Origin of the sequence: Staphylococcus sp. HMSC65H10, from assembly GCF_001839185.1 — a bacterium.
GTDB lineage: Bacteria > Bacillota > Bacilli > Staphylococcales > Staphylococcaceae > Staphylococcus > Staphylococcus simulans.
The window spans coordinates 185537-198642 of the sequence record NZ_KV840424.1 but is presented as its reverse complement, the minus strand read 5'-3'; the positions used below and the strand labels follow the sequence as shown (position 1 = coordinate 198642).

The following is a 13106-nucleotide window of genomic DNA, read 5'->3' as shown; positions in this document are numbered from 1 at the left end:
AGGGTGGGACGTCTTGTCTCACCCTCTTAATTTTATACAAAGTTTCGTTTATATTTTTTGTGCCATTCTTTTTCAAAGCAGTGTTCATCGTTGTTATAAGCAATGACTTTATTGTAGAGATAGAAGTATGTTTCATCACACCACATCTCACTGATTGTTTCAACTCTTGTATCGATATCATCATCTTTAACAATGACATCCCATGTACATTTAACATAAGCAGATAATGGATCATCTTCTACAATCACAAAGTCATTATAGTTTTCTGTACCATACGTAATATTTAAATGCGGTAAGTTTCTTAAGCCTTCATCTGAGTAATCCGCTAAGACCCACTTATCCTCAGTAAGTTGCTTAATCACATTTCTTGTTCGACTGCCTTCTCTGATAACTTCTTTCTCTAAAGGTTCTGCTGTTTCTGAATGTGGATAATTTAAAGTAACTGCTTTAAAATCATTCACATAAGTTACTTCAATGTTTGAATGCGTTAAATCAACATCTATGTTTGCAATTTCTGCAGAAGGCCAAACTTGAGGCCAATAGGTTGGTGACATAGAAACTTCTAACTGATGTCCTTTTGGTAAGTTATAACCAATAACATCCAGTGGGAATTCGACATCGACATATTCATCAATAGGTAAGGCTTCGGGGAACTCATGACTCTTATGATGATTGATGTTGAATTGACCTCTCGTAATTAAAGTCTTCTTACCGTTAGGATGTACATCTGACAATCTGACATGAATATTGGCTTTTGGTTTATCTGATTTCACACGTAATTTTGCGATAGGCATGCCAATGATATTGATATCGTTATCGAGATGATTAAGTAGTACTGTTGTAGCCAAAGCATTATCAATTGTTTGATCATCCGGTAGATCGCCTTCTTGACCAAATGGACAAAAGACGCCTGAATAAAGGCCGTGATGTTGGCGGTTTAATAATCTGACTGAGCCTTCTAAATCATGTAAGATATCTTGATAATTGACTTGTTCTTGTAGTAAATCTAACCATTTACCATCACGGTATGAATAAGAAGTTTGAGGTTCTACTGAATCTTGAAGATATACTAAGAATTCATCTTGATGTGTTGTATCTTTAGTTGAGCCCATCCATTTATCTAACCATTCTAATACTTCTTGAAGATAACCTATTTGAGGGCCAGGTATCGCAAGATCAGGGAACTCGTGTGCCCAAGGACCGACAATGGCCTTTTTAGATACATTTAAGTTATTCATTAAACGAAAGACAGCGTTTGGATATGCATCTGCCCATCCGCTCATTGTAAGAACTGGAGTTTGAATATCAGAGTAATTCTCATTGACTGAACCATGTTTCCAGTAACTGTCTCTTGTTTGATGTTCTACCCATTTTTCTACAAATGGCGGTGTATTTTCTAATCTATCTAGCCACATATCATACCATCTATCACCGACAAATTTAGGGAATGGAGGACGAGCATTATACGCAAACATCGTAGACGCCCACCACAACATGTCTGAAGCCATCATTGTGCCGCCGCGATAATGAACATCATCTGCGTACCTGTCATCTGTCGAACATAATGTGATGATAGTCTTTAAGGCTTCGGGTTGTCTTGCGGCAATCTGCAAACCATTGAAACCGCCCCATGATTTACCAATCATCGCGACAGAACCATTAGACCAAGGTTGTTTCGCAATCCATTCAATGACTTCTACACCATCATCTTGTTCGATTTTTGGATACTCATCCTCAATGATACCTTCTGAATCTCCAGTACCTCTAATATCTACTCTGATCGCAGTATAACCATGTCCTGCGAAGTATTTATGCCTAATTTCATCTCTTAAAGCAGTGAAATCATCTTTTCTGTATGGTAAATATTCTAATACCGTTCCTTTATTCACACCTTCCATAACAGGTGACCAAATTTTAGCTGAAAGCTTTGTGCCATCTGACATGGTAATCCATGTATGATGTGTGATTTCGACCTTATAAGGCATATCTTTCAAAATGTTAATCTTATTATAATCTACATCAAAAACGCCCATTTATTATGAATCCTCCTTATTTTAGCCATTTAAAACAATCTCTTTATCACTTTTGAATCATATCTATTCTCATTCATAGAGTTTATAACGTCAAACTTATACATTAGCTGTAATCAAGGAAGGTAAAATAAAAAAGGATTGAGCAATCACACTCAATCCTCGTTTATTAAGGTAAAGTCACATGTATTTCATCGAACTTATCATTCATCATGCCATCCCAAAATTCTACTGTACCATTTTGATTAACTATGAAAGTATAAGAGCCATGTCCTGATTTATTATTCGCAGGAATTTTCCACATTCCGCCATCTTGCATAATTAGTTCTGGTTGTTGAAACTTAATTTTTGAAGCGTCTCCGCCTTCACTTTGATTAATGGCAGCGATTAGATAATCGAAGACATTATCTCTGTTCACTTGTAAATCAGAGAATTCTTCTTTATTAGCAGTACCACTACCTGAACCGCCACTAATTTTAACAGTTTCACTTCCGTCAGTAACTTGTGTTTCTTGTTGATTACTTGTCGATTCGTCTGACTGACCTATGTTTTCAGTGTTATTAGACTCAGCTTCTGACTCATCATTTTCTTCACCTTGTTTTAATTGTGCTTCTAATTTCTTTTTCTCTAATTCGACTTCTTGATATTTGTTGTATCCAAAGAAACCTACAGCACCTATGATTCCGAGTACTAATACGACGGATAAAATTACTAAAAGCTTATTCATATGTTAGTTCCCCTTATTATATGTGTATTACGTTAGATTATTGACTTTCCGCTTCCATCGCATTCGTTCTTCTATCCCTTTGTTCAACTTCATCATTCGTAAGCGTACTTGGATCACGTTCCATTAATTGTGAATTGTCACCAGAAATGTCTGCGCCTGGCTCAGGAATTTCTCCTCTGGCAGCTTTTTCATACATTTCTTTTTGTTTTGCATACTCAGCATCTGGATCATAAGAGCTGCTTGGTGATTCTGATGTGTTTTTAGAAGATGCTTGGTTATTATTGTTTTGATTTTGTGCAGGTTGAGTTTCTTTTACAGGTGCTTGAGGTGCTTGGGAAGCGGTAGTATCGTTTTGTGTTTGGTCATATGCTTCTTGTGTATTACTTTCTTCACTATTCACTGCTTCAGTGTTATTTTCGTTGTCTTCTTGTTCTTTTTTCTTTTGTTTCTCTTTTGCTTTTTTCTCTTTTTCTTCAGCTACTTTAGTTTCTTCTTTTTTTAGTTCCAAATCTTTATAACTGCCATACGCAAAGACAATCGCAATGCCTAATGCAGCTACAAGTGCTACAATTCCTAAACTAACAAAAATCTTTTTCAATACACTATCTCCCATCTTTAACGTTGTTATTAATAGAATAATCTATTTAACAAACCTTTCATAGAACTTTTTTAATAAATAGAGAACTTTTTAGTTTTATGTAATAAAGTTAGAGTTGCTAAATTGAAATAACTAATAAAGTAGATGTTTCTCTTTATTAAGATGTATGGAAATAAGTGGATAAATCCGCTTAAATAACTTAGGAAAAGCGATACTTAAATTGAAAGTATTGATGATATAATAAATGAATAAATTAGAAGTTGTGCTTATAAATGGCATAGCTGACTAAAAGAAGCTTTAAATATAGATAAAGAAAACATCAAGGAGCAGCTGAATGAATAATGATGAACAAGCATTAATGGAATTTCTGAAAGACATTGATTCTTTAAAAGAAATTGAAAAGTATTCCAACCAGTTTAATTTGTTTGAAATACTTGGTGTTGTGAACACCGAAATACGTCACAGTAATATGTTGGCTTGGTTATTGAATCCAAATGAGATTCATGGGCTTGATGATGCCTTTATTAAAAGTTTAATTCGAGCTTATATTGAATGTTCAGAGTCTAAAAAAGATCAACAAACAATCTTTAAGTTATTATTAAATGACTTTGACGATGCGAAAGTGTTACGAGAGTGGAATAACATTGATTTATTAGTCGTGTCAGAACAAAATCAAACGCTTATTGTGATTGAAAACAAGATGTGGAGTAAAGAATCTAAGCATCAATTGAAGAAGTATCAAGATAAGGTGGAACAATCCTATAGTGGTTATGAGAAATTATTTATATTCTTAACACCACACGGTGAAGAAGCTAGTAATGTTGAGGTATGGTCCAATATCTCTTATAACCAAATCATTGAATGTATCGATGAAACTATGGTGAATAAAAAAGCAATGATGAATCCACAAGCAGTAGATTTTATTGAACAGTATATTGATATTTTAAGGAGGCATATCGTGGGAGACGAAGCATTAGAAAAAATTTGTGGTGAGATTTATGCCAAACATAAGAGAGCATTGGATTTAATCTATGAATATAAACCAGATACATTAAGTGAAATCTCTAAAATGTTGTAGACATATATACCTGAACATGAAAACCTAATCTTAGATCAAAGTAGCAAAGGTTATATCAGATTTACAACTAAAAATTTAGAACGTATTATGCCTAAAAATAATACTGAAATCCCTTGGACTGATAGTGGTAGAATCCTTCTGTTTGAGATTAAGAATAATAGTCATTTCACAGGGGTTACTTTATTGATTGGTCCAGGAGAAAATGAAGTAAGGACAGATATGCTTAATATTGCGCTTCAACATAGTAAGGTATTTAAAGTCTTCAGAAAAAAATTAACACGTAAACATCACACAATTTACTCTAAGAATTTTTATACATATTCTAATGAAGGCGTAATGAGTCATGAAGAAGTGCTAGAAAAAGTTAAACAAGCATTCGATAAGTTTCTTAAGAACGATTTAAATAAATTAGAAGAGAAGTTAATAGAAGGCTATATGAATAATGAGAAAGCCACAGTCGATAATGTTTGAAAACCATCATAATATTATCTTCGTATATTATGTTAAAGTTAAATTGGGATAATTATTAAGGGAACTAAGAAAGGTGTTCTCTGTGTATGGAAGACATTTCACTAATAATCTTTATAGGTATTACCGTATTCTTCGCAACGTTGATTAGCTCTACAATAACTAAGAAATGTTTTGGCTCAAAATCATGGCCTGTAAAGATAGTGTTGAACTTTGTGATATTCTTAGTTATTTATCTTGTAGCATTTGGTATTTATTATTTTTTGAGATATTGATATTTTGAAAGAAAAAACTCTGCAGTACACTGGTTAAGTCAGTGATGCTGCAGAGTTTTATTATGTGTATAGCTTTAAAGTTTATGACTATACAATCTTATTTCTCTTTCCATTTGTCTACTTTATCTCGATTGTTTTCAATCCATTCGCTTGTTGCTTTTTCTGGATCTTTACCATCTTCAATTTCTAACATAATAGATTCCATATCTTTTACATCCCATTTGAAATTGTCTAGGATTTTATAGGCTTCTGGCATATCTTTTTTTAATCCTTTACGTGTCATCGTATGGATGCTTTCAGCTCTACCCATAGTTCCTTTTGGATCATCTAGATATTTTAAGTCGTAACGTTGGAAAATCCAGTATGGACTCCAACCTGTAATCACGATTTCATCTTTATTTTGAACAGCTCGTTTTAATTGTGCGTTCATTGCACCTGTAGAAGAGATGACTTGTTCCCAACCTTTTAAGTTAGGGTATGATTTGATTGTTTTGTCTGTGGCCTTAACAATCCCGGCACCTGGTTCTATACCTGTTATTTTTTTCTTAGCTTGATTGTCTAAATCTTCTATAGAGTCTACATCCATGTATGAAGGAACGACAAGTCCAAGCTTAGCTTTACCGTCAATATGTGGCCCTAAGTCATCTAACTCGTCTTTGAATTCTTTATATTGTGCTTCATGTGTGACAGGAAGCCATGGTCCAGTCATAGCATCCGCTTCTCCTTTAGCTACAGCTTCCCAAACCACAGGGATATCTAAAGATGTTGTATTAACTGTGTAACCTTCTTCTTCTAGCACTTGTTTCATCACGTTTGTTGAAACAATTTGATCATCTTGTTGCGCATAAGCTAACGTGATTGTACCTTTGTTTGAAGATTTAGTTGGTGAGAAGAAAATAGAAAGCAAAATAACAATTAAAGCAATAAGTGCAATAATGCCTGTGATAATCCATTTTTTCTTGTTACTCATTCTAGTGTTTTTAGGACGATTTAAAGCTTGAGTGAAGCGGTCGATAATAATAGCAAGGACTACAATTCCAATACCGAACACAAAACCGTTACCGACTTCTGAACGTTGTACAGCAGCTAAAACACCTTGCCCAAGTCCAGGTGTCCCAATCATAGAAGCAATAACTACCATAGAAAGTGTTAACATAATCGTTTGGTTAATACCTGCGAATATGTTTTCTTTTGCCATAGGTAAATCAAGTTTAAATAATCTTTGCCAAGCAGTAGAACCGAATGAATTAGATGTTTCCACTAACTCTGTAGAGATAGAACGAATCCCTAAGTTCGTCATTCTGACCGTTGGTGGCAATGCGAAGATAACAGATGCGAAAACCCCTGGTACCATACCGATACCAAAGAATGCGACAGCAGGGATGAGGTATACAAACCCAGGCATTGTCTGCATAAGGTCTAATATAGGTTTGATAATTTTTTCTACTGTATCACTTTTAGACATCAGGATACCTAAAGGTACTCCGATAATAACAGCGACTAAACTGGAAATAATGACCAAAGTGATTGTGTTCATTAAATCGGTCCACATATCTTGGTTATAAATAAACAGTAAGCCGACTAAAGTGAATGCGGCAAAGCCCCACTTACGTTTGAATACAAAGAAAGCTGCGATGACTAAGATAGCCATCATAACAAAAGGAGGAATAGCTGTTAGAATCATAGTCATGAAGTTCATCACTGCTTCTCCAGCAATCCTTAATACTGTAAATAAACCTGACAGATGATCAGTCAGCCAATCTACGATAGCGTCAATCCATTCTGCAAAAGGTAATTGTTTCATTGAAAAGTTAAGCATCTGCATTCACCTCTTCTTTCTCAGAATCAGAAGAAGTATCTGTTCCCACAGTGATATTTTTAGTGCTCATTGCCCCAATAACACTACCTCTGACCACGACACCAATCACACGTTCATTCTCTTTACTTACTACTGCAAGCGGTGCAGGGGAGTTATAAATAATATTGAAAATATCGCTAACGAACATGTCTTTATTAATTTTTTGAACGTTATCATTCGTAACATCCTTTAAAGATAGACCTTTCTCTCTGGCTTCTAATGCACTTTCAGCAGAGATACTACCTTTTAGTTTACGGTTACGATCAATGGCTAGCAGCATGCTGACTTCTTCTTGACGCATACGTTGCAAGGCTACGTTAGGGCCTTCTGTTTCGACATTAATCGTAAGTGGTGGTTCCATAATATTTTCTGCAGTCAGTACTTTAGAACGGTCAACATCTTCCGTAAATTCTTTGACGAAGTCATTGGCTGGATTCGTTAAAATTTCTTCACCAGTACCAATTTGCATAATTTTTCCATCACGCATTAAAGCAATACGGTCACCAATACGTAAAGCTTCATTCAAATCATGGGTGATAAAGATAATAATTTTCTTTACTTTTCGCTGTAGTTCGAGTAAATCATTTTGCATATCTCGACGGATAAGAGGGTCAAGTGCTGAGAAAGCTTCATCCATCAATAATATTTCAGAATCATTTGCGAGTGCACGTGCTAGACCTACACGTTGCTGCATTCCGCCAGAAAGCTGATTAGGATATTGATCTTTAAATGAAAGTAATCCAGTATCTTCTAGAGCTTTTTCTGCTTGTTTACGGCGTTTTTCTTTTTCTACACCCCGTATTTCTAATCCATATTCTGCATTTTCTAATACAGTACGTTTAGGAAATAAGCCGAAGTTTTGGAAAACCATATTGACTTTAGTCCGACGCACCTCGCGTAATTCATTTTTAGACATTTTTGATACATCATCTTCATTTATGTACACGCTTCCTGAAGTAGGTTCAATCAAACGATTAATCAAGCGGACTAATGTAGACTTACCACTACCGGAGAGTCCCATAATCACAAATATTTCTCCGTCCTCTACATCAAAGCTTGCATCGTAAACACCAACAGTGGCACCTGTTTTTTTAAAAATTTCTTGCTTGGAATCTCCGTTTTTAACCATTTTAAGTGCCTTTTGGCTATTTCTGCCAAAGACTTTGGTCAAGTTCCTTACACGAACTCTGCTCAAAGTTAATCTCCTCCATTTTAAAAATCATTTTCTTATTTAATGTTACCATATTAATTAGATGAAACAACTTTCTTAGTGGTACAAATAAATAAAAATAAACAATAATATACTTGAATATTTTTTTCTTATATAGTAAGAAAGCACTGTATAAGGCTGATTAAATCAGTTATACAGTGCTTTTAAAGCTTATTTTCTTAATTCATTATTTTATCTTCCTACAGTCCAACCGCCATCTACATTAAGTTCAGCGCCTTGGACATAAGCTGCTTCATCAGAGGCAAGGAAGACTGCAGCTGATGCGAGGTCTTCTGGTTTACCTGCACGTTGAGCTGGAATATCTTTTGTACGTTGTTCATCAACACCCTCTGTCATAGGTGTTTCGATAAATCCTGGTGACAAGAGATTTGCGCGGATACCTTTAGAGCCAAAGTCATAGGCTAGTTGTTTAGTGAAGCCGGCAATCGCATGTTTTGTTGTGACATACGTACTGCCGCCGACACCTGCCATAGATGAACCTTGTGAACCTACGTTGATGATGACACCGCTATTATTATCTAAGAATGTCGGTAAGACAGCGTGTGTGAATAGGTAAGCACCTTTTACGTTGACGCCCATTAATAAATCAAATGTGTCTTCGTCTGTTTCTAAAGCATCTTTATAACCATCATGAACACCAGCACCATTGTATAAGATATCAATTGTGCCGAATTGATCTTTGATTGTTTTAACCGCTTCTTCCACCGAATCTTTAGACGTTACGTCTACGCCTAACGCTAGACCTGTGCCGCCATTGTCTTCAATCGCTTTGAGCACTTTTTCGCCTTTCTCTTTATGACGATTCACAATCACAACTTTAGCGCCTTCAGCTGCGAATCGTTTTGCGACTGCTTCTCCAATACCTGAAGACCCTCCAGTAATGATTGCGACTTTATTATCTAATTTACCCAAAGTAAATCACCTTTCTTTAAAATATACAGTATATCTATCTTAAGATATGACCGACTTAATATCATCAAAACAGCTTAGCTGATATATTCTATGTGTCACGATTCAGATATTTTAATTTCATAGTTTAATCTTCTTTAGGAATAAAGACTTCAGCTTCACTATCTTCAGGATAATAGTAACCATTTGGGATGGTTTGAAGCTCGATTAAGCTGCCCCATGGTGCTTTAATGTAAATAGTTTCGTTTCCGACAGAATCTTCATAGCGTGTATTCTCATGCGGTTCAGAAACGGGTTCGCCACCTGCTTCCACCATACGCTCGAGTGCTTCTTCAAAATCGTCGACATAAAAAGAAAGATGCGTAAATCCGATATCTTGAAGTGCCGCAGGTGCTTGTTGATGCGCATGGACAAACTCAAACATTTCAATATTCGGGCCATTACCGAAAACCATCATACGCTTTTTAATGATTTTAGCGCCTGATTCAAGATCTAAGAAACGCTCTACATCATTACCGCCACGAGGTTGATCCATTTCTGTTTGACTATCGTAAGCCACCTTACCGTCTAAAGCTTCTTTGAAAAACCGTGTTGCTGCTTCAATATCCGGCACAGTTAACCCGATATGATTAATTCCTCTTGTAATCGCCATTTAATCACTTCTTTCTTAATCTATCTCTCTATTTGTAGTATTACCTGACTTGTGTCTATTATGCTTAAAGTATTCAATAAATATATAAGTGACAGTAAAAGTATGTTTGCAAAATTATTAGTTGACGTCCATCATCCATATTAACATAATCATAAATATTTATAGTGATTAACGATTTATAAAGCTTTTCAAATCATAAAACGCAGGTCATTTTAAATAACCTGCGTGTAAATTAACGTTCAAATTTTAAAATACTGATTGCCAGTCCGATTAAGATGACACCGACGATATAGTCAAATACCATTTTGAAAGTAGGTTGATTGAAGAGTTTCTTGATATGTGTGAATAAGAAACTGCATATGAAAAACCAAATAAAGACCAGTGCGATAAAGAGTGCCGATAGGGCGATAATTTTTAATGAACCTTCGCTTTTAGTCACAAACTGCGGCAAGATAGATATGTAAAAGAGAATTGCTTTAGGGTTTAAAATCGTGCTCATAAAGCCTTGTCTAAACGATTTAAACAAACTGATGTGTCTGATAGGGTAAGTTGATGATGTAGTAATATGGCTTGCCTTACGTGCGTTTAAGATAGTTTTCAAACCTAAGTAAGCAATATAAATGGCACCAAGGAACTTAATCGTGATAAACGCATAATATGAGCTCGTTAAGATAAAGATTAAACCAAGTGCAGCAATCGCAGAGTAGACGACATGTGCAGAAGAAATACCTAATGCAGCCATTACGCCATTTTTAGTACTGCCTTTCATTGTATTCGTAGCCACGATGAAGAAATCAGGGCCAGGAATAACGATAATCAGCAATGAAATTAAAATGAAACTGATCAATGAATCCATAATCGAGCACTCCCTTTAAAATTGTAATGCCTCTATCTTAGCATGTCTTATCACGCTATGAGACCGGAAATTTAAAATCGTGTCAGAACATAAAAAAGATGAATGACATTATGGGTAGTAATATCATTCATCTCAAGTTGGGTTAGGTTATGGTTTATTTTAAGATAGTAGTTTTGGTTGGTTTACTTAGTGTTCGTATGGAATAAAGTCTAATGGCATCGGTGTTGCGAAACCAAGCATGATAAAGTCTTCGTCTCCTGTATTCGTCATACCATGTGCTTCGCCAGGTAATGATACAATGATGTCGCCCGCTTTGATAGTTCTTTCCTGACCGCCGTTTGTATAGAATGTGCCTTCGCCTTGTGTCACAATCCATACATCATCTGCGTTTTGGTGGGTATGACATTGTAGAGATTGACCTGGTTTCATGCACCAAACGGCACCAGCTGAATGTTCAGATTGATAAAAGACTGTCTTTTGTGCTGCTTCCTCAGAGAAGCGTGGTAGATCTTTCATGTTAAAAAAGCGTTGGTGTGTGTCGACCATTGATTATCACTCCTATTTATTTACAATATAATCCGGTGTGTCACCTGTGAGCGCTTTGACAACGTTACCTGCGGCAATTTCAGCCATCATATCACGTGCTTCAAATGTCGCATTTCCGATATGTGGTGTAATGACCACGTTATCCATAGATTTTAGTTCTTCAGTAATTTCTGGTTCGAATTCGAAGACGTCTAATGCGGCACCTTCGATTAAACCATCTTGTAAAGCTTTAACTAATTCAGCTTCATATACGATTGGACCTCTAGATGCGTTAATCAAGTACGCTGTTGGTTTCATTTTTTTAATTTCGTTATAATCAATCATGTGACGCATGCTTTCGTTATAAGAACAGTTGATTGCGACGAAGTCAGCTTCTTTCAACAGTTCATCTTGTGATACATAGCGTGCACCAAGTTCTTGTTCTTTCTCTTCATGTCGAGATGGACCAGAATAAAGAATATCCATATCGAAACCTTTTGCGCGGCGAGCAACTGCTGAACCGATTTCACCTAGTCCGATGATACCGATAGTTTTGCCTGAGACTTCACGTCCGCGGAAGAAGAGTGGAGACCAGCCGTTGAAGCCTTTTGTACGGCATAACTGATCGCCTTCAGGGATGCGGCGTGCTACCGCTAATAAAATACCCATTGTCAGGTCAGCTGTTGCGTTAGTTGAAGGCAATCGGGGTATTAGTAACATCGATACCACGTGCTCTAGCTGCTTGAATATCAATGTTGTTGAACCCCGCACCATAGTTTGCGATAATTTTTAAGTTCGGTGCAGCTTCAATAACTTTTTCACTTACATTTGTAGATAATAAACTGATTAAGCCTTCGGCATCTTTAATACGTTCAATCAATTCATCTTCAGTGATTAATTTGTCCCCAGTGTACATATCTACTTCAAAATTTTCTTTAAGTTGATTTAATCCCGCCTCTGGAATCGCACCTGCTACTAATACTTTTGTCATATTCAATCGCTCCTTTTAATTACTTTGTGAAAACTTTCACAATCTTTATCTATAGCTTATCATGGAATCAGAATATTAGAAGTGCATAAAGTGCTAAACTCACACCTCTATTTTGTGCGAAATGAACAAAAGTGCTACATAATCAGATGAAACCACTAAAAGATGTATCAAAATCGTAAAAAAGTATAGCACCCACTATGTCATAGATTCGATATGATGAAAGGGAATATCAATCATTTTTAGTACAAACAAAGACATACTGATCATGAAATGACTAAAATGAGGAGCAGACAACATGAAAAAGATATTATATTTAATCAGACACGGACAAACGTTATTTAATAAGAAACATCAGATTCAAGGTGCTTCAGATTCACCGTTAACAGAACTAGGGAAACAACAAGCTGCACAAGCGAAGCTGTATTTCGATCAATTAAACCTGACAGATTATGAATTATTCTCTTCTACACAAGAACGTGCCTCTGACACGTTAGAAATTTTATTTCCAAATGAAACCTATACAAGATTAAAAGGGATTAAAGAATGGAATTATGGATTGTTTGAAGGAGAGCCGGAATTATTGAATCCGCCACATCAAAATGGCGTAGTTGATTTTGGTTCATTCTTTGCGGCTTATGGCGGAGAAACGATGGAAGAAGTTCAAACACGTACTGTGAAGACATTACATCGCGTATTAAAAGAGACGACGCATCGTAATGTAGTAGCAGCGAGTCATGGTGATATCTTATTCTTATTTGCGCATTATTGTTTGCCGATAGAAGCGGTAAAACAAATAAAGATAACGAATTGTTGTATTTTAAAATTTGAATATGAGGATGAAACTTTTACATTTATAGAAGCAATTCATCCTGCTTAATCCAAAGAAAAAAGGGTTGGACGACTCCATC

The 13106-nt window shown here is 35.9% G+C and carries 12 protein-coding genes and 1 pseudogene; 3 read left to right on the top strand and 10 right to left on the bottom strand.

The genetic code is table 11. The features are described 5' to 3' along the window. Window positions 1-32: 32 nt before the first annotated feature. The 3 genes from HMPREF3270_RS12620 to HMPREF3270_RS14090 form a co-directional block, all read right to left on the bottom strand. On the bottom strand, window positions 33-2033 hold the full coding sequence (locus HMPREF3270_RS12620; RefSeq protein ID WP_070849288.1) for a CocE/NonD family hydrolase: 2001 nt from the start codon (window positions 2031-2033) through the stop codon (window positions 33-35). A 166-nt stretch (window positions 2034-2199) separates the two neighbouring features. Continuing rightward, complete coding sequence (locus HMPREF3270_RS14310) at window positions 2200-2757, bottom strand: hypothetical protein (RefSeq protein WP_234427236.1); 558 nt, start codon at window positions 2755-2757, stop codon at window positions 2200-2202. Between the two features lie 37 nt (window positions 2758-2794). Beyond that, a complete protein-coding gene (locus tag HMPREF3270_RS14090; protein WP_070849285.1) occupies window positions 2795-3355 on the bottom strand; it encodes a hypothetical protein in 561 nt (186 codons plus the stop codon). 334 nt (window positions 3356-3689) lie between these two features. Here HMPREF3270_RS14090 and HMPREF3270_RS14305 point away from each other — a divergent pair, with 334 nt between their 5' ends. Both HMPREF3270_RS14305 and HMPREF3270_RS14300 read left to right on the top strand, forming a co-directional pair. Further along, window positions 3690-4433 carry a PDDEXK-like family protein gene (locus tag HMPREF3270_RS14305; protein ID WP_256324385.1) on the top strand — a complete coding sequence of 248 codons (744 nt, stop codon included), beginning with the start codon at window positions 3690-3692 and terminating at the stop codon, window positions 4431-4433. Between the two features lie 87 nt (window positions 4434-4520). Further along, window positions 4521-4904, top strand: a complete 384-nt coding sequence (locus HMPREF3270_RS14300) for a hypothetical protein (RefSeq protein ID WP_256324384.1) — start codon at window positions 4521-4523, stop codon at window positions 4902-4904. 369 nt (window positions 4905-5273) lie between these two features. Here HMPREF3270_RS14300 and HMPREF3270_RS12600 read toward each other — a convergent pair whose 3' ends face one another. The 7 genes and pseudogenes from HMPREF3270_RS12600 to HMPREF3270_RS12570 form a co-directional block, all read right to left on the bottom strand. Beyond that, window positions 5274-6980 (bottom strand): ABC transporter permease/substrate binding protein, encoded by a 1707-nt coding sequence (locus HMPREF3270_RS12600; RefSeq protein WP_256324383.1) that lies wholly within the window; start codon window positions 6978-6980, stop codon window positions 5274-5276. 7 nt (window positions 6981-6987) lie between these two features. Beyond that, a complete protein-coding gene (locus tag HMPREF3270_RS12595; RefSeq protein ID WP_070849279.1) occupies window positions 6988-8229 on the bottom strand; it encodes a quaternary amine ABC transporter ATP-binding protein in 1242 nt (413 codons plus the stop codon). Between the two features lie 207 nt (window positions 8230-8436). Beyond that, entirely contained in the window at window positions 8437-9177 is a 741-nt protein-coding gene (locus tag HMPREF3270_RS12590; protein WP_070625213.1) for an SDR family NAD(P)-dependent oxidoreductase, read from the bottom strand. Window positions 9178-9301: 124 nt separating this feature from the next. Next, on the bottom strand, window positions 9302-9826 hold the full coding sequence (locus tag HMPREF3270_RS12585; RefSeq protein WP_002480262.1) for a VOC family protein: 525 nt from the start codon (window positions 9824-9826) through the stop codon (window positions 9302-9304). Between the two features lie 232 nt (window positions 9827-10058). Continuing rightward, entirely contained in the window at window positions 10059-10682 is a 624-nt protein-coding gene (locus HMPREF3270_RS12580; RefSeq protein ID WP_070849275.1) for a LysE family translocator, read from the bottom strand. A gap of 186 nt (window positions 10683-10868) precedes the next feature. Next, entirely contained in the window at window positions 10869-11228 is a 360-nt protein-coding gene (locus tag HMPREF3270_RS12575; RefSeq protein WP_002480260.1) for a cupin domain-containing protein, read from the bottom strand. A 12-nt stretch (window positions 11229-11240) separates the two neighbouring features. Continuing rightward, window positions 11241-12198 (bottom strand): annotated as a pseudogene (locus HMPREF3270_RS12570) (NAD(P)-dependent oxidoreductase). Between the two features lie 295 nt (window positions 12199-12493). Between HMPREF3270_RS12570 and HMPREF3270_RS12565 the strand changes: the two are divergent. Then, window positions 12494-13075, top strand: coding sequence for a histidine phosphatase family protein (locus tag HMPREF3270_RS12565; protein WP_070849272.1), 582 nt, complete (start codon window positions 12494-12496; stop codon window positions 13073-13075). The last annotated feature ends 31 nt before the right edge of the window (window positions 13076-13106 follow it).